Annotated in this window: 16 protein-coding genes; 8 read left to right on the top strand and 8 right to left on the bottom strand. The window is 71.8% G+C overall.

Annotated features, from left to right (window positions below; translation table 11 throughout):
• The 3 genes from LZ198_RS37665 to LZ198_RS37655 all read left to right on the top strand — a co-directional run.
• On the top strand, positions 1–645 hold a 645-nt coding region (locus LZ198_RS37665; RefSeq protein ID WP_253976983.1), incomplete at its 5' end, for a peptidylprolyl isomerase.
• Positions 645–1,397 (top strand): alpha/beta hydrolase, encoded by a 753-nt coding sequence (locus tag LZ198_RS37660; RefSeq protein WP_253976982.1) that lies wholly within the window; start codon positions 645–647, stop codon positions 1,395–1,397. The genes LZ198_RS37665 and LZ198_RS37660, both read left to right, overlap by 1 nt.
• A gap of 3 nt (positions 1,398–1,400) precedes the next feature.
• Positions 1,401–1,814 (top strand): secondary thiamine-phosphate synthase enzyme YjbQ, encoded by a 414-nt coding sequence (locus tag LZ198_RS37655; RefSeq protein ID WP_253976981.1) that lies wholly within the window; start codon positions 1,401–1,403, stop codon positions 1,812–1,814.
• A 7-nt stretch (positions 1,815–1,821) separates the two neighbouring features.
• On the opposite strand, the gene LZ198_RS37650 is transcribed toward LZ198_RS37655, so the two are convergent.
• The 5 genes from LZ198_RS37650 to LZ198_RS37630 all read right to left on the bottom strand — a co-directional run bounded on the left by LZ198_RS37650 (position 1,822) and on the right by LZ198_RS37630 (position 9,616).
• Positions 1,822–3,438: a L,D-transpeptidase family protein gene (locus LZ198_RS37650; protein WP_407667499.1), complete on the bottom strand. Its 1,617-nt coding sequence runs from the start codon at positions 3,436–3,438 to the stop codon at positions 1,822–1,824.
• A 796-nt stretch (positions 3,439–4,234) separates the two neighbouring features.
• On the bottom strand, positions 4,235–5,398 hold the full coding sequence (locus LZ198_RS37645; protein WP_253976979.1) for a C39 family peptidase: 1,164 nt from the start codon (positions 5,396–5,398) through the stop codon (positions 4,235–4,237).
• 191 nt (positions 5,399–5,589) lie between these two features.
• Positions 5,590–6,141: a hypothetical protein gene (locus LZ198_RS37640; RefSeq protein WP_253976978.1), complete on the bottom strand. Its 552-nt coding sequence runs from the start codon at positions 6,139–6,141 to the stop codon at positions 5,590–5,592.
• Between the two features lie 29 nt (positions 6,142–6,170).
• On the bottom strand, positions 6,171–9,083 hold the full coding sequence (locus LZ198_RS37635; RefSeq protein WP_253976977.1) for a CHAT domain-containing protein: 2,913 nt from the start codon (positions 9,081–9,083) through the stop codon (positions 6,171–6,173).
• On the bottom strand, positions 9,080–9,616 hold the full coding sequence (locus LZ198_RS37630; protein ID WP_253976976.1) for an RNA polymerase sigma factor: 537 nt from the start codon (positions 9,614–9,616) through the stop codon (positions 9,080–9,082). The genes LZ198_RS37635 and LZ198_RS37630 overlap by 4 nt, the downstream gene beginning before the upstream one ends.
• Before the next feature lie 197 nt (positions 9,617–9,813).
• On the opposite strand from LZ198_RS37630, the gene LZ198_RS37625 reads away from it, so the two are divergent.
• Complete coding sequence (locus LZ198_RS37625) at positions 9,814–11,268, top strand: hypothetical protein (RefSeq protein WP_253976975.1); 1,455 nt, start codon at positions 9,814–9,816, stop codon at positions 11,266–11,268.
• 34 nt (positions 11,269–11,302) lie between these two features.
• Here LZ198_RS37625 and LZ198_RS37620 read toward each other — a convergent pair whose 3' ends face one another.
• The 3 genes from LZ198_RS37620 to LZ198_RS37610 are packed head-to-tail and all read right to left on the bottom strand — an operon-like array spanning position 11,303 to position 14,577.
• On the bottom strand, positions 11,303–12,646 hold the full coding sequence (locus tag LZ198_RS37620; protein ID WP_253976974.1) for a sigma-54-dependent transcriptional regulator: 1,344 nt from the start codon (positions 12,644–12,646) through the stop codon (positions 11,303–11,305).
• Positions 12,643–14,076 (bottom strand): sensor histidine kinase, encoded by a 1,434-nt coding sequence (locus LZ198_RS37615; protein WP_253976984.1) that lies wholly within the window; start codon positions 14,074–14,076, stop codon positions 12,643–12,645. The genes LZ198_RS37620 and LZ198_RS37615 overlap by 4 nt, the downstream gene beginning before the upstream one ends.
• A 51-nt stretch (positions 14,077–14,127) precedes the next feature.
• On the bottom strand, positions 14,128–14,577 hold the full coding sequence (locus tag LZ198_RS37610; protein ID WP_253976973.1) for a hypothetical protein: 450 nt from the start codon (positions 14,575–14,577) through the stop codon (positions 14,128–14,130).
• 297 nt (positions 14,578–14,874) lie between these two features.
• On the opposite strand from LZ198_RS37610, the gene LZ198_RS37605 reads away from it, so the two are divergent.
• From LZ198_RS37605 to LZ198_RS37590, 4 genes are all read left to right on the top strand, one after another.
• Positions 14,875–15,126, top strand: coding sequence for a hypothetical protein (locus LZ198_RS37605; protein WP_253976972.1), 252 nt, complete (start codon positions 14,875–14,877; stop codon positions 15,124–15,126).
• A 303-nt stretch (positions 15,127–15,429) separates the two neighbouring features.
• On the top strand, positions 15,430–16,020 hold the full coding sequence (locus LZ198_RS37600; protein ID WP_253976971.1) for a GAF domain-containing protein: 591 nt from the start codon (positions 15,430–15,432) through the stop codon (positions 16,018–16,020).
• Positions 16,021–16,123: 103 nt separating this feature from the next.
• On the top strand, positions 16,124–17,998 hold the full coding sequence (locus tag LZ198_RS37595) for a serine/threonine-protein kinase (RefSeq protein ID WP_253976970.1): 1,875 nt from the start codon (positions 16,124–16,126) through the stop codon (positions 17,996–17,998).
• Positions 17,999–18,080: 82 nt separating this feature from the next.
• A complete protein-coding gene (locus LZ198_RS37590; protein ID WP_253976969.1) occupies positions 18,081–21,860 on the top strand; it encodes a tetratricopeptide repeat protein in 3,780 nt (1,259 codons plus the stop codon).
• Positions 21,861–21,903: the final 43 nt, after the last annotated feature.

The raw sequence follows: 21,903 nt of genomic DNA, 5'->3' as shown, positions 1-21,903 counted from the left end.
ACCCCGCCGCCCGCCGCCGCGCCCGCGCAGAAGCCGCCCGCGCCCGCCGCCGCGCCGCCCGCCGCCACGGCCGAGGCCACGGGTGAGTGGACGAAGAAGGCGGTGGCCGGACAGGACCTGCTGGCCACGCTGGAGACCAACCAGGGCCCCATCACCGTGCGCCTGTTCGCCAAGGACGCGCCGAAGACGGTGGCCAACTTCGTGGGCCTGGCCACGGGCGAGAAGCCGTGGACGGACCCGCGCAGCGGCGAGCGCGTGACGGGCAAGCCGCTCTACGACGGCGTCGTCTTCCACCGCGTGATTCCGAACTTCATGATTCAGGGTGGCGACCCCACCGGCACGGGCCGTGGCGACCCGGGCTACCGCTTCGAGGACGAGTTCCAGAGCGGCCGGACGTTCAACAAGGTGGGCCTGCTGGCCATGGCCAACGCGGGCCGCAACACCAACGGCAGCCAGTTCTTCATCACCACGTCCACGCCCGAGTACCTCAACAACAAGCACACCATCTTCGGTGAGGTGGTGAAGGGCTATGACGTGGTGGAGAAGATCTCCAACGTCCAGACGGACCCGAGCGACCGGCCGGTGTCGCCGGTGGTCATCCAGAAGATCGTCCTCGCGGACGCGCCCGAAGGCGGCGCGAAGTGATGGGCGGTGGCCGTCAGCTCCGCCGCGTCGTCACGCGGCTGGGCGAGCTCGAGTGCCAGGTGGTGGACGGGCTCGCGGACGGCGCCACGCCGGAGCTGCTGGTGGTGCTCTGCCACGGCTTCGGCGCTCCGGCCACGGACCTGGTGTCGCTGGCGCCGGAGCTGGTGGGGTTGGAGGAGTCGCTGTTGGAGCGGGTGCGCTTCGTCTTCCCGGGCGCGCCGCTGTCCCTGGCCCAGTGGGGCATGCCCATGGGGCGCGCCTGGTTCCACCTGCCCGAGTCCATCATGCGCGGGCAGATGCGGGACTGGGACGCGTACGCGCAGAACGTCCCGGACGGGCTGCCGGCCGCGCGCCGCGCCGTCATGTCCACGGTGGACGCGCTGTCCGCGGCGACGAAGCTCCCCTACGGGCGCATCGTCCTGGGCGGCTTCAGCCAGGGCGGCATGGTGACCACCGACGTGGCGCTGCGACTGGACGAACGTCCGGCGGGGCTGTGCATCCTGTCGGGCACGTTGACGTCGGAGCACGAGTGGCGACAGAAGGCGGCGGCCCGCAAGGAGCTGCCGGTGTTCCAGGGCCACGGTCGCCACGACGACGTGCTGCCCTTCCGGGGCGCCGAGCGCCTGCGTGACGTGCTGGTGGAGTCGGGGCTGTCCGTGGACTTCCTGCCGTTCGACGGGCCACACACCATCGTCACCGAGGAGCTGGAACGGATGGCCGCCTTCCTGAAGGCGCGGCTGGAAGGGCGCTGAGACATGTACCAGGCGAAGGACTTCACGGTGTCGACGAAGGGGCGCGGCTTCACGGACATCACCGGGGAGGTGCAGCGGGTGGTGGCGGACCTCGGCGCGCGGCAGGGCCTGTGCACCGTGTTCCTCCACCACACCAGCGCGTCCCTGCTGCTGTGCGAGAACGCGGACCCGGACGTGCGTCGCGACCTGGAGTCCTTCTTCTCCCGGCTGGTGAAGGACGGAGACCCGCTCTTCGTCCACGACGCCGAGGGGCCCGACGACATGCCCGCGCACGTGCGCACGGTGCTCACGCAGAACTCGCTCAACATCCCCGTGAAGGATGGCGCGGCGGACCTGGGGACGTGGCAGGGCGTCTACGTCTGGGAGCACCGCACCTCGCCCCACCGCCGACGCGTCACCGTGTCGGTGGTGGGCTGACGGCGGCTCAACGCGCCGCGCGTGAGCTGGCGACGCGGACCTTGCGTTCCTTGCGCTCCGGGGTGGTGACACGCGCCTGTCCCCGGATGCGCACGAAGGAGCCGGGCGCGTCCGCCGTCGCGTTGACCATGGACCAGCCCGTGGGCACCTCCGGCGCGGCCCAGCCGTAGAGGATGCGCGCGTCCCGGGGCGACAGGTTGATGCAGCCGTGGCTCATCGGCTCGCCGAACCGGTCGTGCCAGTAGGCGGTGTGCAGCGCGTAGTCGTCCTGGAAGAACATGGTCCAGGGCACGGTGGCCACGCGGTAGGTCTCGTTGCCGGCGGTGCCGTTGCCGGTCATGTCCGCCTCGGCGAATTTGATCCACACGCGGTAGAGGCCCTCGGGCGTGTCGGTGCCGGGCTTCCCGGAGGAGATGAGCGTGGCGTACACCGGGCGCTCGCCCTCGTAGGCGACGAGCACCTGCGCGTCCAGGTCCACGTCGAACCACCGCTCCCCGGACTCGACGCCCGGCGGCGCGTGGGTGAACCAGGCCACGTGCAGGTCCTCGCGCGACACCCAGTGGTCCTCCGCGATGAGCACCCAGCGTCCGTCCGGGGACAGCTCTCGCACGGCGACGAGCGTGCGCGGGGGCAGCACCGTCTCGCGCGCGGCGTTCGCGTCGGGCGCCACCTTCACCTCCACGGGCGCCGAGGGCCGCTTGCGCGATTGGGCCCAGGCGAAGGGCGTGGACAGCTCCGACATCGCCTCGGCGTCGACGCCGACGAACGAGGAGGGGCGGTACTCGCGCAGGACGCGGGCCTCCAGATACTGGCCATCCGCCGTGCGCCAGAAGGTGCGGCGCCCCACGCGCACCTGTCCGCGCAGCTTCACCGTCACCGAGCCCTTGAGCAGCACGCCCTTCCGCTTCGCGCGCGCCAGGGCGAGGCTCGGATAGGCGCGCACGCGCTTGCCCACGACACGCGCGTAGGTGCCCGGCGTCAGCTCACCCTCGCGCAGCCGGGGCAGGTCCCGCACGCGAGGCTCGCGGAAGTTGGGCTCCAGGTAGCGCTCACAGACCCAGCCGCGCGGTTGGATCTCCACCCAGGCCTCGCACTCCGGGCCGCGCATGGCCGTCTCGCCCTTCCACAGCACGCGCATGTCCTGGGCCACGGTGCCCAACGGGGGCGCGTTCTGCCTCGGGGCGGAGCGCACCGCGATGGAGCGCCGCACCCGCAGCGAGCCCGCATCCGGGGCATAGGGCACGGCGACGGGCTCGGTGCCCGCGTCGACGGTCCGGGCCGTCCCGGGCTCCGGTGCGTCCTCGTCTTCGAGCGAGGGGTCGTCGAGCACGAAGCTCGTGTCCTCGAGCGGCTCGCCGTCGGGGCCGAGGACCAGCTCGGCTCCCGGGTTCCGGCGGTCCGGGATGACCACGAGTTCCTCGGCGGGGAGTGGCTCGGCCTCGGGCTCGTCGTCCTCGAGGGGGTCCTCGTCGCGCTCGCGCTTGGGCGTGGCGCTGAGCGCGGGGTCGATGGAGAGCGAGGGCGCGCCGCCTTCCGGGTCGCGCGCCTGTGCCCCCCGTGACGCCACGGGTCGGGTGGTCCCCGCGTCCGGCTCCGGCGCCGTGCGCTCCCAGGCGGCGTGCAGGTCCCCTTCGGTCGTGACGCCCGCGATGATGCCCCCGTCGCGGGCGATAGTGGCGACGTCGACCGCGCCCTCTGGAGATGACGCCGAGGCAGTACCCGAGTCCTGCGCGGAACCCGCCACGTCCACGCGAACAGGGTCCACGAGTCCCGAGGCACCGAGCGTCTCGACCGCGCCTGTTCGCCCTGTTCCCGCGAGAGCCGTGCTCCCGTTCGGAGCGGTCGCTGCTTCCGCTCCGCCCGGCCCAGAGGGGGTCATGCCCTCACCCCGTGCAGCCGCCACTCCCGCTTGAGTCGCTCCAACAAGACTCCCTGCGACGTCCGGCGCGGTCGCCGCTTCCGAGCCGCCCGCTCCGGGACGGGCCGCGACGCCGCCCGCCGCGTTCATTCCGGCACCGGAGGGAGGCGCGGCATCACCGGTCGCGGTCGCCGCCCCCGTATCGATGGAAGTCTTCATGACCACGCCGGAGGCATCCGGAGTGGCTCCGGTGAGCCTCGCGTCCGCGCCCCCGGCCGGGCGGTGCGGTTCCTCCGTCGTCGGCGAAGGAGTGCAGGCGAATCCAGGCAGGAGCAGAGCGAGCCGAAGCCAACGTCGCATGTGCATCGCAGGCTAACGACTGCACGCCCGACCGCTCAACGTCGGCTGAGGTGGGGATGACTCCGGTCGGGTGCGTAATCCGTGCGGTGTCGACGGTGGATGTCACATGCACCGGAATACGAGCGCCACGCCATCCCCGGAGTGCGGGTTCCCCGCATCATGTTTCACGATGAGACATGTCACATCGTCGCGGCGCACGCCCTCAGCGCAACTGGCCGATGAACTCCGGCGGGAGCGTCGTGCCCGCGGGCCAGAGCACGTACGCCGCGCCTCGCGAGTGCTGCCACGCGCGCCACAGCTCGTCCCGCTTGTAGGTGACGTCCACCGTCTCGTCCGTCTTGAACGCGGGGTCGTTGCACACGACGTCTCCCGTCGCCGTGAAGCCCTTCAACACGATGAGGTGACCGTCCGAGCTGCGCACGGGAGAGCCGGTCAGCTCGCCCTCCTCGTAGGCAATGCTGATGCTGACGGGCACCCCGGCGGCGATGAGCCGCTCCACCTGCGCGAAGCCATCCAGGCGCAGCACCGCGCCGTGCAGCGCGCCGTCGCCCATGGCGGAGGCATACGCGGTGTTGAAGGCCCAGTTGCCCGTGCCCTTGTAGACCCAGTCATACGTGCGGTCCGCGGACGAGGGCACCGTGGTCGACAGCTCCGTCCGCCCGAGCTTCTGCCCCCAGTACCCGAGCAGCATCGTGGTGGACGTGGGCGAGCACCACACGGGCCCCCCGTCCGGATACAGCATCTGTGAGAACCCCGGCACCGGCAGCACCGTGCCCCACGCCGTCCCGTCCGACACCGCGTCCGCGGCGACGCCCTGCTTGTCGCTCACCGCCGCCGACAGCGCCCGCACACGAGGCGAGGCATCGGCCTGGGACGAGAACAACCACACCGTCATCCGCAGCGCCTCCGCGCGCCGCTTCAGGTTGAGCGTGTCGGTGAACACCTGCCCGTTCGCGTCCCCCTGCCCATCCACGCTGTGCCGCGCCACCGGCGCCTTGTCGAAGGCCCACACCCCCAGTTCGTAGTCCTTCGTCCACGCGCCCTCGATGCGCGCCGCGAGCGTCACCTTCACCCAGGTCCCCGGAGGCGTCAGCGCGTCGAAGGACGGCACCACGCTGGTGAAGCCGCCCGGCACCGGTTGCACCTCCGAGACGGCCTTGCCGAGGCGATAGGAGGCCTCGTGGTAGCGCGTGCTCCCATCCTCGTTCCGACCCGCGGGGACAGGCTCCGAACCCGTGGGCGCCGAAGCGTCCAGCACCAGCGCGCCGTCCTGGGCCAGCGCCGTGCCCTCGCGCAGGAATCGCTCGAAGTCATGTTCCCGCGCGCTGCGGTGCCACCACCGCGCCGGGGGCCCAGGCTCGTCCACGGAGGCCTCCTCTCGGCCAAGCTGTTGCGAGACACAGGCTACCTGGGTGGCGGCAACGAAGAGGGAGAGCGTCGTCAGGGCACGGGCGTTCACGGCCCGGAAGTCTGGGAGTCCCCACCCTTCCGAGACAAGCCCCTCTCTTCGGGACGGTCGCTCCCCTGTTCACCAGCCCCTGTCCCCAGGCCCACGTTTCACGGCTGCGCGAGGACACGCAGCGTGACGCGAATGGCCTCCGTCATGTCGCTGAACTGCGGGCGGAGAACCTTGGCCAGCCGCTCGTCGCCAATCGGCGGGGTAGGAGGAGTGCCGGTCGGCTTGTTGATGGTGGTCTGCCCTCCATTATCAAGCGCTTGCCCCACGCCCGACATCAACACCGCGAGTTGGCGCAGCTCCCGCCGATTCCGGATGACCACCTGGGCATTGGCGGGCAGCCGTTGGATGAAGGCGCTGAGCTGCTCCGCCGTGCGCCCCGTCATCGAGAAGACGAGGGTGGAGCGCCCCGCGTCGACGCCGTAGACGGCGAAGGGCGCCGCAGGACCCGTCGCCGTGTCGTCCAGGACCACCACGGCCACCGGGCGTTCGACGGTGCGAGGCCAGACAGGGGCCGCCCCCTCCCATCCGGCCAGGACGCGCAGCATGGAGTTGTCGACACGCACCGCGATGGGGGTGACCGGCTTCCTCTCGCCCCCCTGCCCCATCGTCATGGACAACGACAGCACCACCACCGCATCGAGCAGCCTCATCGTTCCCCTCCTCGTGGAGTTCCGCCTGCCTACTCAAAGAGCAACACATCCCGCACCCAGCTCCCCGACGATGCGGTCAGCCAGCGCATGCGTTCCTCCCGAAGGGCGAGCGCGGGAGGCGCTCCCGCGCGAATCCGACCGACGACCGCGGCGAAGAAGGCGGGAGCCTCCGCGTCCTGGACGAGCGAAGCGGAGGCGAGGACCACGCTCGCCCCGGAGGCCAGGAAGGCGGAGGGCAAGCTCCAGGTCGCGTGCGGCATCGAGGCGCCGCGCGACGCGTGACATGCCCCCAGGACCACCAGGGGCGCCCCACTCAACCGCTGACCCCGGATGTCTTCCGCGCTGAGCAGATAGCGCCCGTCCGGTGCTGGTGACAGGACGAGCACGGACGCGTCCGGATGCTCCACCCCCTCCAGTCCGTGGACGTGGAATTCGATGAGGCCGGCGTCGCGAATCTCCGTCAGCACCCGGCCGGGCGTGGCCTCCGCGCCCTTCAGCGCCACGTCCGGTGCCGGCCCGCTGCCGCGCCAGCTCGCGAGCGGAGCAAGCCCCAAGGACGCGGGCGCCTGCACCGAGGACACCACGACGCTGCGTCCACGTCCCAAGGGCGGGAGCGCGCGCACCGGGGAGAGGCGATAGCTCCAGGCGATGCGCTCGGGAAGCAGCCGGGGCATTCCCTGCAGCGGCGGAGGCGCGAGGACCTGGACCTGCTCGCATCCCTCCAGTGCCCGCGACAACCCTTCCGGAACCAGGCCCTCGGCCCGCGGGGTCCGGGTCGTGAGCGTGCGGAGCCACCCCACCGCGCGCCCATCCGGCCCTCGCGCGGCGAGCGCCACGCGCTCGTCATCCATCGTCACCGCCAGCACACACTGCTCCGGCACGGGCAACCCGACCTGACGCCCCATGAACTCGAGCGCCCGCGTCGGCTCCTCGCTCCTGACCGCGTCGATGGCCAGCACCGCCAGGCTGAAGGTGCGGGCCTTGTGGCCGGAGACGAAGGCACCTGGCAGCCCCTCGGTGGCCTCCACCGACCGCAGCAGGAGCGCGCGTCCCAGGTCTCGCGTCCGCTCGATGACGACACGCCCCTCGATGTGGTCGAGCAGGGCGCGGTCGGCGACATCCAGGTCCGTGCGCGCCCGCAGTTCGGCGAGAGACTCCTGGAAACGAGCCTCGGTCTGCGGCCGCGCCCCATGGCGCACGAGGTCCGCGAGCACGAACGCGCCATGCAGTGACACGGGCACGCCACACGTCGGAGCCAGGGCCATCTCCCGCTCGCCCGTCACCGGGTCCAGCTCGCTCAACGCGATGCTCGCGAGGATCTCGTGGACATAGTTCTGGCTGCCACAGTCATCGGGGTTTCGCAGGAGCGACTCCCGCAGATAGGCACGCGCCAGGGGAAAGACCTCTTGGAAACGCGCCGTCTCGCCGAGGCGTGACAGCAGCAGCCCCTCCTGCACCCACTCGTTTCCCGTACGTGCCAGCCGGAGGCCCGCCAGCGCGTGCGTACGGGCCGCGTCGAGCCGATGGGTCCAGGTATAGAGCTTGGAGAGCTCCAGTTCGAGCAGTCCGCACCGATAGAACACCCGCGACTCGGAGCACGCGGTGAGCGCACGCGTCAGCACCCCCTCCGCCCGCGACACGTCCCCCCCGCGAAACAGTGCGAGCGCCCGCTCGTGCGCGGCCAGCGCCTGGAACCAGGGGTCGCCCGTGCGTTCGGCGAGGCGCGAGTAGGTCTCGAGATGGGCTCCGACGAGCCCCGCGCGATACAACACCCCCAGGACGATGTCCTCCTGCCCCGCGACCTCGGCCCTGCGCAGGAGGGACTTCGCGACGCTCGGGTCGGGCACCACGTCCTCGACCACGAGGGCGGCATACCCACGCGCCACGGGGCCTCGCGAGGAGAAGGCCGCGCTCGCCACCCGCTCCACGTAGCCCGTGAGCACCGTCCCGCCCTGGACCGAGTCCAGCTCCGCCGCGAGCGGCAGCAGCCCCCTCACCCGGGCCGCCGAGTCAGCGGCCCGGACGGCGTCATACAGCAACAACCGGGAGACTCCCGGGTGGGCCCGCGCCAGGGAGGGCGGCAACGGCGCGCCGCCCTTCACCATCTCCCGACCCAGGCGATATGCCTCCTTCCAATCACGCTGACGGGTGTCCTCGTCCCGCCGAAGCGCGGCGGCGCGCTGACGTGCCTCGTCCGCCCAGCCTGGCTCGCCCCGGGCGGCGACCGCGTCGAATGACCGCGCCGCGAGCAGGGGAAGCCCCAACTCCCCCAGCACGAGCGCGCGATTCCACGCGGCCTGCGGGTGTTCGGGCTCCACCGCGAGAACCCCCTCGAACAAGCCCAGCGCGTCATTCCATGCGCCGCGCTCCATCGCGATCACGGCGCGGTCGCTCTCCAGCGCCACAGAGGTACCGGCCGTGGTCAGCAGCGCCTCCGCGCGCGCGGTCGCGCCCTGCAGGAGATAGGCGGTGGCGAGGCCATGCACGTCCGCCCGCGCCTCCAGCAGCGCGAGTGCCCTGGCCGGAATGGCCTCGGGTTGACGTTGACCGAGGGCGCGGTCCACCACATAGGGACGGTGCGCCTCCGCCAGCGCGTGCGTCAGTCGCGCCTCGAGGGTTCTCGACGGGCCCAACGCGAGCGACACCGGCTCCTCCGCCGGCGCGCGCGAACGGAGCACGCGCGCCGCCCCGAGGACGAACAACACCGAAGCCGCGAGCACCAGGAGGGCGACACGCTCCCGTCGAAAGAAGCGGTGGGGGCGCGACACCACCTTCTGGTCGCGCGCGGCGGCTTCCTGGAAGACGAGGTCCAGTTGGATGGCCTCGTGGAGTCTCGACTGGCAGGCGGCGCAACCTCCCAGGTGCGCCTCGAAGGCCACCGCTTCCCGCTCGCCGAGTGCGCCCGCGACGAAGGCATCGAGGCTTTCACATGGAGCACTCATCCCTCGTCCTCCGGCCGCCCCAGGAGCATGGCCCGCAGCCGCGCCTTCGCCCGGCTGATACGTGAGCCCACGGTGTTGATGGGAATCCCCAGGGCCAGGGAGATTTCCTTGTACGAACGGCGCTCCAGGCCGTGCATCCGACAGACGTCGCGGAACCCGGGCTCCATGCGGGCGAGCGCCGCCTCGAGTTCCTCCGGCCCCACACGCGCCCAGGCTTCTTCAATGGGAGACACGTCGCCCACCGCGTGCGCGGCGGCATCCAGGGGTTCTGCCGCCTCACGCGCGCGGACCCGACAGTGGTCGATGAAGCGATTGTGGAGGATGGCGCCCAACCAGGCGCGCCCGTTCTCGACCTGGGCGAACTGGGTTTGCTTCTGGAGCGCGCGCTCGAAGGTGTCCTGCACCAGGTCTCGCGCGAGCGAGGGATTGCGGCACAGCCGCAGCGCGGTCGCGTAGAGGGATGACTCCGCAGTCTTCAGGAGCGCCAGGAGGGCAGCAGGTGCCTCGGCCCGTGGGCGCGCGACGACCGGCATGTCGCGGGAAAGCTGGCATGTCATCGTCTGGGAGGTCAAGGCACGGTCCCTCGTCCACGGGCTTCGCGCGAGGTGACGACGGACGTCTGGATTTCTTCCCGCGGGGAAGAACTTTTCCGCGCGTCGTCCCTGCCATGGAAGCGGCGAGGCCCCAGCGACCGCGCCCTTCCATTCACTCCTCATGAAAGGCAAGGACCATGGAAACCCGTCCCCGGACCGCGCTTCGCGCGGGCCCCCTGTGCTGGCTGTTCATCGCGATGCTGGCGGCCTGCGACCCGACACAGACCACCGCGCCGGACGACACGCGCATCACCCTGCTCGATGCGAAAGGAGGGAAGAAGTGGGACCAGCCCTGGCGCCCGGGTGGAATGAGCATGGGCCCCGAGCAGGGATTGACCTCCGCGCTCCAGGGCTCGACGAAGCTACACATCCAGCTCGGATTGAAGGACCCGCGTCCCCCCGCCTTCGTCGAGGCGTTGTTCTTCCGCGCGGACGCGGAAGCCCGCACGGCGAGCCTGACCGCACTGGGGGTCTCGAGCGCGGGGAGCGCGGCTGACCCCGAGCCGATGCAAGACTTCCAGGACCAGGTCTTCGCCAGCCAGACGGACCTCTCTGGACACGGCTTCGAGTTCACGGGCTTCAGCCATGACTACCCCTTGAGCGCCGGGGACCTCGCCGCCCAGACGCTGCGCGTCTACGACCATGGCCAGTGCTCCGTGTTCGAGCCCTGGAACCAACTCTTCACGACCCTGGGGCAATCCTTGTTCAAGGAGTTCGCCTGCGAGGCACTGGGGCACACCGGCGTCGACAAGGCCGTCCGCGACGTGACCGGTCTCTACCCCACCTTCCAACGCGCCCAGGGGACATGGGCGCCGAGTGATGGGTTCGCGCTCTATGGTTTCTATACCCTGGACGTGTCCGTCTTCTCGGATGAGCGGGTCGCCTTCTTCCAGCAATACGGCCTCGAGGTGGAGACCGGTTCGCAGGTCCCCCACACGGTCAAGGTCGTGCCGCTCGGCTCCCGCAGGGTGGAGTCCGACAACACCGACATCGAGGATGGCCTCGGCGATGCGCTCGGCACCCGTGTCCCCGAAACAATCGCTCGCAACCTCAACGAGCGCCTGACCCAGTCCTTGCCTGGGAAACTCCTCGTCGGGCATGACTGCCCCACGGGACAGGGGGTCTGCGGAGGTCCTCCCACCCCGTGCAACGCCACGTCCTCGGCTCCGGGCGTGGAGGCAACGAAGTGCCTGACGGAGACCGTCAAGAACGTGCTCCGCCCGGCGCTGGCCCTGGGTGAACTGAAGGTGCCCGACGCGGAGACGGATGCGTGGCTCAGCGACTTCCGCGCGAGCGATTTCGCCTGCGTGGCGGACGCGGCGAGCGCGACGGGGGGCTCCTGCCGATTCCATGTCCCGGTCGAGCGGGTGAACGTGCTGCCCGACGGCTTCGAGTTGGTCTTCCGGCAGAACCCGAACCCCAAACACCATGACGTGGTGGAGGTGCTGAGCGCGCTCAACCGCCAAGGAGGCACGCCCGGCAGCATCGACCATGCGTGCGACCTGAACCGCTTCTCGGATGTGAGCAACGAGTCGCAGCGCCCCTTCACCACGTGGAAGGAAGAGCGCACGAGCCTCGACTCCTGCCCCTGACGAGGAGCCCTCCGCGCGCGCCCGGGCGGAGTCGCTACGACTCCGGCGTCTCCGCCCCGGACGCCTCCAACAGCTTGTAGAGCGTCTTGCGGTCCACATCGAGCAGGCGCGCCGCCTCGCTCTTGTTGCCGCCCACGGCCTGGAGCACGTGCGCGGCGTAGCGCCGCGACAGCTCCGCGAGGCTGGGCATGTCCCCAGCAAGCCCCGTGAGGCGCTTGGGCGCGTCGCCGATGGGCTCCGGGAAGTCCTGCGGCCCGAGCACGCCCGTCACGTTGAGCGCCAGCGCGCGCGCCACCACGTTCTCCAACTGCCGCACGTTGCCCGGCCAGTCGTAGGCCGTCAGCCGCGACATCGCCTCCGGCGTCACCACCGGGCTCACCCCGCCCCGCGCGTGTCGCGCCGCGAAGTGCTGCACCAGCGAGGGGATGTCCTCGCGCCGCTCGCGCACCGGCGGCAGGTGCAGGTGCACCACGTCCAACCGGTAGAGCAGGTCCTCGCGGAACAGCCCCTCCGCCACCCGCTCCTTCAAGTCCTTGTTCGTCGCCGCCACCACGCGCGCGTCCACCTTCACCGGGACGCTCTCGCCCACGCGGCGGATCTCTCCCTCCTGGAGCACGCGCAGGAGCTGCGACTGGACCTTCATCCCCACGTCGCCAATCTCGTCCAGGAACAGCGTGCCGCCGTTGGCCTCCTCGAACACGCCCCGCCGCGCGCCCGACGCGCCGGTGAAGCTGCCCTTCGCGTGGCCGAACAGCTCGCTCTCCATCAGCGACTCGGTGATGGCGCCGCAGTCCACGGGGATGAACGAACCGGACGCACGCGGCGAGCGCTTGTGCAGCGCCCGCGCCACCATCTCCTTGCCCGTGCCCGTCTCCCCGGTGATGAGCACCGGCACGTTGCTGGCCGCCGCGCGCGCCACCTGCTTGTAGACCTCCAGGAGCGCCGGGCTGCGCCCCACCAGCGCGCTGCGGTCCACCTGCTGGCGCAGGGAGCGGTTCTCCTCCACCAGCCGCTTCTGCTCCAGCGCGCGCCGCGCCACGCGGAGGATGGCGTCCACGTCGAAGGGCTTGGCCAGGTAGTCGAAGGCGCCCAGTTGGATGCTGTCCAGCGCGCCCTCGATGTTGCCGAACGCCGTCACCACGATGACGGGGGTGTCCGGCAGATGCGCCTTCACCTCCTGGAGCACCTTGAGCCCGTCACCCGGCTCCGGCATGGCCATGTCCGTCAGCACCAGGTCGTACGCCGTCTCCGCCAGCTTCTCCGCGGCGGCCTTCGGGTGCGGGGCCTGCGACACCGCGCCCAGCGTCCCCAACAACCGCTGGAGCAGATCACGCGCCTGGGGGTCATCGTCCACGACGAGGATGCGGGCAGAGCTCACGAGGCCACCTTGCGCAGCGAGGGAGCCCCGGACGAATCCACGGGACCGGCGGAGCTCCCCGCCACCGGCCGCGTCACGCGCGCGAAGCGCACCACCATCCGCGTCCCCTTGCCTACCTCGGAACGCACCGTCAGCGTCCCGCCATGCGCCTCCACCACGCGCTTCGTGGTGGCCAGCCCCAAGCCGTGTCCCGGCAGCGCGCGCACCTCCGGCGCCCGGAAGAAGGGCTGGAACAGCGAGGCCTGCGCCGTGGCGTCCATGCCGATGCCGTTGTCCTCCACCACCAGCACCGCGTCCACGCCCTCGGTGGACACCCGCACGGACACCTTCGCCTCCGGCCGCCCCGCCGTGTACTTCACCGCGTTGGTGAGCAGGTTGCGCGCGGTGACCTGCAACAACTGTCCGGGGCAGTCCACCGCCACGCCCGGCGCCAGCTCCCGCTCCAGCGCCACGCTCTGCGCCACGGCCGTCTGCGCCACCTCCAACAGCACCGTCGTCACCGCCGTGTCCAGCTCGCCCACCGTGTGCTCGCCGCGCGTGCCGGCGCGGCAGAAGCGCAGGAGCGCCTCGATGAGCTCGCCCATGCGCACCGCGCTCGACTCGCACTGCGCCAGCATCTCCAGCGCGCCCGCGTCCTTGACCGCGCCGGTGCGGCGGATGAGCGTCAGGTAGCCCTTGAGCGGCGCCAGCGGACTGATGAGGTCGTGCGCCACGCGCCGCGTGAAGGCGTCCAGCTCCTGGTTGTGGCGCCCCAGCTCCTCCAGCTGTCCCTGGATGGTGGCGTCGCGCTTCTTGAGCAGCGCGGTGATGTGCCAGCCCACCAGCAGGGACAGGAACATCGCCAGCACCGTGGTGCCCGAGCCCAGCGCCATGTTGCGCACGCGCAGCTCGCCCAGCGTGGCCAGCATCCGGCGCGCCGCGTCCGAGTTCTCCTCCTCCAGCGCGCTGCCCAGCGCGTCCAACTGCGTCGCCGAGGGGCGGATGCCCTCCGCCAGGTGGCGCCGCGCCCGGTCCGCCTCGCGCCGCTGCGAGTACACCGCCGCCGTGCGCACCTGGTGCGCCAGACCCTGGCTGGCCGCGTTGAAGCGCTCCCACATCGCCTTGTCACCCGGCGGCAGGTTGCGCGTGTACGCCTCCGACGCGTGGCGGATGTCCGTGAGGATCTCCTCCATCACCACGTCCGCGGCCTCGCGCTCCGAGTCGTCCGTGGCGCGGATGTGCGCCTCGATGGCGGACTCCAGCGACAGCGCGTCGATGCGGATGCGCCCGATGAGGCCCGCGCGGTTGAGCGCCTCCTGCACGAGCACGTCCACCTCCGCGCCCGTGCGGACCTCCGTCCACAACGTGAAGCCCGTGACGGCCGACAGCAGGGCCACCACGAAGAAGAAGCCGGCACGGTAGCCGCGGATGGGCGTGCGAGTGCTCACCAGGGCCTCGTCCTCTACCACGGTCCCCCGTCGCCGCGAGCCTGTCCCGCGAACCTACGGCGCCCCCGTCCCTCCGCCTGCCGCGGGAGCGTCCGGCTGTCGCACCGACGGCAGCCGCCGCCGCGCCCGCTCCAGCGCGGACTCATAGAAGACGTCCGACAACTGCTCGTGCATCTCCCGCAGCTCGTTCAGCTCCCGCTCGCGCGCCAGGAGCTGCGCGTTGTGCTCCTCCAGCAGGTGCCGGTCCGCCTCCGTGCGCACCAGCTCCTCCAACAACGCCGCGCGCCCCAGCTCCGCCTCCGCGCGCTCCTGCTGCAGCCGCTCGATGGCGGACTCCAGCGCCGCCAGCCGCACCGCCACCACCTCCAGGCGGTCGCGCTGCGCCTCGTACTCGCGCCGCCAGTGCTCGGTCTCCAGCACCTGGGCCTCGAGACGCTCGGGGGGAATGCGCACGCACCCCGCCACCAGCCACGCCATCGCTGTCGAGAACCACAGGGACCGCATACACCGTCTCTTTCGCGCCACGGCCGCGCGAGCCCTCGGCGATGTGCCGCACGCTCGCTCCCTCCTGCCGCGCCAACGCACGCAGCTTGCTTAAAGCGACGCGCATCGTCAAAGCGTCAAGCGCTCGTCTGGGGAGCAAGCCCCCAATGTTGGAGCGTCAACTGAGGAGTTTCTCCCCAGGCGACGCTCGCACCCGTGCAGATGTCACTCGGAGACACCCACTGGCACGCGCGCTGCTGAGGCCCCCGGGCGCAGATCCGGCGCAATTCCGCGCCGTGCCCCTCAACGGAGCTTTCCATGAAGACTGTCTTCGCCGCCGCCCTGCTCGCCGCCGCCACCGCGTTTGCCAACACCCCCGCCCCGGCCGCCGCCGAGACCAAGCCGGCCGCCGAGGCCAAGCCCGCCGAGGCCGCTCCTGCCGCTGAGGCCGCTCCCGCCGCCGAGGCCCCCGCCGCCGAGGCCAAGCCGGCCAAGTCCGCCAAGAAGGGCAGCAAGAAGGCCCCCAAGGCCGAGGCCCCCAAGGCCGAGACGGCCGCCGAGACCAAGTAAACAGGTTTTGCCTGGATAGAAGCACCGCCGCGAGGGCGCCCATCCAAGGGGGCGCCCTCGTTGCATTTCAGGGGTCTGTCGACACCCGGACACTCCGTCCATCCTCGATACCACTGGGAAGCGGTCCCGTGTCATCTACACCCCGCCCCGGGTCAACGGTGCGTCCACCCACTCTTGACTTTCAGTAAAACTGGGATTTGACAGAAACACAAGAATCAAGCTTAATGCGACTTCAGCGGATGACAGACCGTTCCGGATACTGACGGGACGCCACTTGAAATCTTTGTTTTCCTGGAGTTGCCCATGGTGGAAGCCTTCACGAAGGTGTCTGAAGCCTCGAAGCTCCTGTTGGAGAAGGGGCTGGGACTGAGCACCGCCACCGAAGCCCTGGGGATGGTGGGCCACGCGCTGGGCGTGGACCGGGCCTACATCTTCGAGAATCGGACGCAGCAGACGTACGGCCGCTTCATCACGGACCTGCGCTACGCGTGGGCGGAGCCCCCCACGGCGTCGCCCCTGGCCAACCCCGTGCTGCGCGCCTTCTCGTTCCGGGACTTCGCGCCGGGCTGGGTGGACATGCTCGAGGCGGGGATGGTGGTCGCGTGCCCCACCCGGGACGCGCCGCCGATGATGCGCGATCTGCTGGAGCGGCAGGGGACGCAGTCGGCGCTGATGTGCCCCATCAACCCCTCCCGCCAGCAGTGGTGGGGCGTGGTGGTGTTCGAGGACTGCCACAAGGCGCGGCTGTGGAAGCCGGAAGAGGTGTCGCTCCTGAAGTCGCTGTCACGGGCGGTGGCGGCGTCGGTGCGCCACGGGCAGATGCGCTCCTCGTTGGATCAGGTCCGCAACAGCCTGCGCGCCGCGGTGGGCCGCGCCCCGGCGTCCGGCCACTAGGTCCCCCTGACTGGTCGCCCGGGGGGGTGGCGGTGACCCTCGGCGGGCCCGGACACCACGACCGGGCGTTTGCTGCTACCCTGGCGGCCCCCAGTCCACCGCCATGTCCTCCATCGACCCGACGGCGATCAGCCGGCCCCGCTCCCCGGACCTCATCACCGGCTACCGCCTCGAGAAGCTCGTGGGCACCGGTGGCATGGGGGAGGTCCACAAGGCCACCCAGTTGTCGCTCGGCCGCACCGTGGCGGTGAAGCTGCTCAACCCGGAGCTGGCCAAGGACCCGTCCTTCATCGCCCGCTTCCAGAAGGAAGCCGCCGCGCTCGCCGCGCTGAGTCATCCGAACATCGTCTCCATCGTCGACAAGGGGAAGACGGAGACGACGTACTACCTGGTGATGGAGTTCGTGGACGGGGCGTCGCTGCGCGAGTTGATCCGCGCGCCGCAGCTCGACATCCCCGGCGCGCTGCGGCGCATGGTCGAGATCTGCCGGGCCATCGAGTACGCGCACGGCCGTGGCGTCATCCACCGCGACCTGAAGCCGGAGAACATCCTGCTGGATCAACAGGCGGGCGGCATCGCCAAGGTGTCCGACTTCGGCCTGGCGTCGTTCCTGGATGACGCCAACCCCTCGTCGCGCTTCGCGCTCACCTCCACGCACGTGTCCATGGGCACGCTGTCGTACATGGCGCCGGAGCAGCGGGTGGACGCGAAGAGCGCGGACGCGCGCGCGGACATCTTCTCGCTGGGCGTCATCCTCTACGAGTGGCTGACGGGCGAGGTGCCGCTGGGCACGTTCGATCCGCCGTCCCAGCGCAAGCCGGGGCTGGACGCGCGGCTGGACACCATCGTCACCAAGTGCCTCAAGCCGGACCCGGAGGACCGCTACCCGTCGGTGGCGGCGCTCATCGCGGACCTGGAGCTGCTCGTCCCCGGCAGCCTGACGTCGCTGGCGCCGGTGAAGCTCACGCGGCTGCAGCGCATCAAGCGCGGCGTCATGAAGGTGGTGCACGTCGCGCTCAAGTCGGCGGCGGTGCTGCTGGTGCTGGCGGCCATGTTCGTGCTGGGCACGGCGTGGTGGCTGAGCGGCCAGCGCGAGCGGCCGTCGACGCCGGGCGCGGCCATCATGACGTACCTGGGCGAGCCCGAGACGCAGATGATGCCGGGCCGCGAGGAGAGCCGTCCGGAGCGCCGCAGCTACACGCTGGGCGACGGTCCGGACCTGCAGAGCCTCCAGGTCGCCGGGCGCCCCGTGGTCATCGACGAGAAGGCGCAGGCGCTCGTGTTCCCCTGGACGGACGACGAGCGCCCCGTGGGCCGCGCGCGCGTGGACGTCACCCGGCGCGACGGCGACATCCTCAGCTTCACCAGCCACGTGCTGGCCCAGCCGCCTCCCCAGACGTGGGAGCGCCGGCTGCGCGACATGTTCAACCTGTACCAGCCGGCGCCCGCGCCCATGGTGTCCATGCTGCTGTTGGGCAGCCAGGGGCGCTACGTGGCGCTGGTGCACACCGGCCCGGGCGAGCCGCTGCGCCTGGAGTGGGCGCTGGGCGAGCGCCGGGGCGCCATGCTGGGCACGGAGGCGCCGAAGAAGGCGGACCCGCTGCCGCTGGAGCTGGCGGTGGACGCCGAGGGCCGGCTGGAGGCCTTCATGGGCACCGGCAAGGACCGCCGGGCCGTCTTCGAGCCCCTGGCCCTGGGCACCGGGTGGGTGGAGCAGTTCGGCGACGCGCCGGCCCCCGCGCTGGGCTGCATCGGGGCGGCCTGCACCCTCAGCCGCATCGTCTACACGCTGAAGCAGTCCCCGCCGGGTGGCACCACCGCCCCCCTGCCGGCGCTGGTGGCCACCCCGCCGCCCCCCGCGAAGGTGGCCGCGGCGGTGCCGGCCAAGGCCGTGACGCCCCCCAAGAAGGTGGCTCCCCCCCCGCCCCCCAAGAAGGCGCCGCCCAAGCCGGCCCCGAAGAACGGCAAGCGCCGCTAGGCGGCCGGGCACCCGCTCCGGACAGGTCCACGCAGGGGAATATGGCCTGGGACGGGGGATTGCATTATCCCTCGGCACTCCTATGCGCACCTTCCGCCGCGGCCTGACCGCGCTCGCCCTCGTCGCCGGCCTCTCGGGCTGCTCCCACACCACGTCCACCGCCGCCGCGCCCCACGTGCTGGAGTCCGCGGCGGAGAAGGCCCGCTCCGGCTCGGACGAGGCGCGCACGCTCGCGCTCGCCGGCTTCCACGCCTACCTCATGGCGGGTGACGCCACCCAGGCCCAGCAGCGCTTCGACGCCGCCGTCGCGAAGGACGCGGGCGAGCCGTACGGCCTCATGGGGCAGCACCTCCTGGCCCGGCGCGCGGGCCGCACGGAGGTGGCGCTCACGGCCGCGCTGGAGCTGGTGCGCCGCGCGCCCACGCACCCGCTGGCGGTCATCGCCGCGCGCCACGTGCTGGAGTCGGCCGGCACGGCGCCGCCGCTGGACGACGCCATCCTCCAGGCGACGGAGGCGGGGCTCGGCGCGGGCGCCACGGGCGAGACGGCCTACCTCTTGCGCGGCGCGCGGCTCGCGGTGGCCCTGGCGCGCGGCGACGCCCTGGCGCGCGACGTGGCCCTGCGCGAGCTGGGCGGCGTGTCCGACGTCTCCCTGGTGGGCCCGCTGTCCGCCTTCCACGTGCTTTCGTGGGACGAGGCGCTGCCCGCGGTCAAGAACGGCTCGCTGGCGGGCCCCTTCACCGGCGCGTTCGGGACGGTGCCGGTGCGCACGCTGCGCGCGCCAGACGGGCGGCTGGACCTGGCCGGAGAGCCGGGCGAGGGCGACCTGTACCTCATGGCCTTCGACGTGGAGGTGGCCGAGACGGGCGCGTACGTGGCGCGCACGGTGAGCGCCACCTCGCACCAGGTGGTGATGGACGGCGCGCCCCTGCTCGAGCGCGCCGCGTGGGGCCGCGCCACGAGCACCGTCGCCGCGCGCGCGGTGAAGCTCACCGCCGGCAAGCACCGCGTCCTCGTCCGACAGCTCAAGGGCGCCACCTCCGGCGTGCTGTCCTTCACCCTGCTGCGCGCGGACGGCAAGCCCTCCGCCGTGCGCTTCACCCCGGCCACCGGCGCCGCCCCCGCGACGTGGGGCACCACCCCGCTGGCCACGGCCGAGGCCACCGACGTCTACCCCACCGCCCGGAGCCTGAAGGCCGCGCTGGCGGGCGAGGCCGGGGAGCTGCTCTCCACCGTGCTCGCCGCGCGCGACGGGCTGGCGAGGGACCCGGACGGCGCGCGCGAGCTGATGGCCGGAGTGGAGGCCACCACGCCCGCGCTGCTGTCCCTGCGCGCGGAGCTGGCGGCGGCGGACCGGACGGTGCCTTCCAAGGTGGCGCGCGGCCGGGCCACGCGGGACCTGGAGGCGGTGCTGACCAAGGACCCGGGCAACGTGGCGGCGCTGCTGCAGCGCGCGGACCTCTTCATGGACGACGGGCAGCCGGCGTCCGCGCTGGAGACGTTGAAGACGGCCGGCGAGGTGTCGCCGAAGGCGGGCCCTCCGCTGTACCTCCTGCGCGCGCGGGCGGCGCTGGCGCTGGACGTGGACTCGCTGGCGGAGGAGTCGCTCACCCAGGCGCTGCAACTGCAGCCGCGGCTGTGCGAGGCGCTGGGGCTCCAGTACAACCTGGCGCGGCGGCGCGACGCGGTGGAGCGCGCGGACGCGCTGGTGGAGTCGCAGCGTGACTGCCCCGGCTTCCAGGTGCGGCTGGCCGAGCACGCGCGCACGCGCGGGGATTTGGAGACGGCGGCGAAGCAGTACACGGACCTCCTGACGAAGGACCCGTCCAGCGTGAGCGCCGGCGTGTCGCTGGCGAGCATCTACATCGGCCAGCGCAAGCACGACGAGGCGATGGCGGTGCTGCGCGGGCTGGAGGCGACGTGGCCGCGCAGCACGGAGCTGCTCAAGCGCATGGCGGACGTGCGCGAGTACGCGGGCGCGCCCGCGGAGGCGCTCACGCTGCGCGAGAAGGCGCTGGCGCTGGAGGGCGACGACCTGACGCTGCGCCGCGCGGTGGAGCGGGCGAAGACGGGCAAGGAGCTGCTCCAGGAGCACGCCATCGACGGGCGCGAGGCGCTGCGCGAGTACGAGGCGGAGCCCGTCACGGGCGGCTCGGCGGTCTTCGTGCTGGACGCGGCCGCGGTGCGCGTCTACCCGGACGGCAGCGTCGTCAACCGCATCCACACCATCCAGAAGGCGCTGGAGCAGTCCGGCGTGCAGGAGATCGCCGAGGTGAACGTGCCGCGCGGCGCCCAGGTGCTGGCGCTGCGCACGCTCAAGGCGGACGGGCGCGTGCTGGAGCCGGAGAACATCGAGGGCAAGGACACGGTGAGCCTGCCCGGCGTGCAGGTGGGTGACTCCGTCGAGGTGGAGTACCTGCTGGCGGAGAGCCCGCGCGGCCCCGCGCAGCCGGGCTTCACGGCGTCCGCCTTCTACTTCCGCATCGCCAACCAGCCCAACGCGTGGACCACGTACACCGTGGTGGCGCCCAAGGGCACGGGCATGAAGGTGGACGCGCACGGGATGAAGGCCCCCGCGCCCACGGTGGTGGGGGACGAGGAGGTCTTCCACTACGAGGCGCACCGCGTGCCGCCGTTCATCCCGGAGCCGGACGCGCCGCCGTCCGGCAACGAGTACCTGCCCTTCGTCATGGTGGGCGCGGGCGCCACGGGCAACGAGTCGCTGGTGCGCGTGTACGGCGACGCCTTCCAGGACCGCTGGATGCGCACGGCGGAGGTGGAGGACTTCGCGCGCAAGGCCGCCGAGGGCAAGAAGGGCCTGGAGGCGGTGAAGGCGGTGCACGCGGCGGTGATGGCGCGCTTCACCGGGCGGGACAACGGCCTGGGCCAGTCCGCGGCGTCCACCGTGGCGCAGGACCGGGGCAGCCGGCTGTCGGTACTGAAGGCGGGCCTGGAGTCGCTGGGCATCCGCACGCGCGTGGCCGCGGTGCGCACCTTCAACGTGGACCCCAGCGACTACCTCTTCCCGTACGACAGCCTGCTGCCGTACGCGGCGCTGCGCGTGGAGCTGCCCGGGGCGGAGCCCATCTGGGTGGACACGTCCGTGCGCTACGGCCCCTTCGGCGAGCTGCCGGAGTACGCCATGGGCGAGCGCGACGCGTACCTCCTGCCGGAGCCGGGCCGCGCGCCGGAGAAGGTGAAGACGCCCGCGCTCAAGGAGGCGGCGGGCAAGAAGGTGAAGCTGATGCTGGCCCTGGACGCGGACGGCAAGCTGTCCGGCAAGGGCGAGGAGACGTACTCCGGCTTCGAGGCCGCGCAGTTGGCGGAGGCCTTCAACCAGCTCTCCGCGGAGAGCCGCAACCAGGCGCTGCAGGGCGCGGTGGCGCGCTACTTCGGCGGCGCCTCGCTGTCGAGCGTGACGCTGGACCGCGCGGACGCGGTGGGCGCGCCCTTCGTGCTGCGCTACGAGTTCACCGTGCCCCGCTTCGGCCGGATGGAGGGCGACCAGCGCATGGCCCTGGGGCCCCTCACCTTCCCCGCGCAGCTGGGCCGGCGCTACGTGCAGCTCAGCTCGCGCCGCACCCCGCTCTACATCGACAACACGGAGGCCAGCGGCACGGAGGTGACCCTGGCCCTGCCCTCGGGCTGGAAGCTGCCGGACCCGCAGCCCGCGCTCGACGTGCGCACCCCCTTCGGCCGCTTCTCCCGCACGGAGAAGGTGGAGGGCTCCACGCTCACCGTCACCGAGTCCCTGCGCGTCCTGCGGGACCGGGTGCCGCCGAACAAGTACGAGCAGTTCTCCGGTTTCACGGGGGATGTGGACCTCATCCAGACGCGGGAGATGTTCCTGGTGAAGCAGTAGGCTCCCCACGCCCGGGCGCCCTCCCCCTTTTGAATACGGGGGG

Origin of the sequence: Myxococcus dinghuensis, from assembly GCF_024198235.1 — a bacterium.
Lineage (GTDB): Bacteria > Myxococcota > Myxococcia > Myxococcales > Myxococcaceae > Myxococcus > Myxococcus dinghuensis.
The sequence above is the reverse complement of the archived record's forward strand: the minus strand, read 5'-3'. Positions and strand labels throughout refer to the sequence as shown.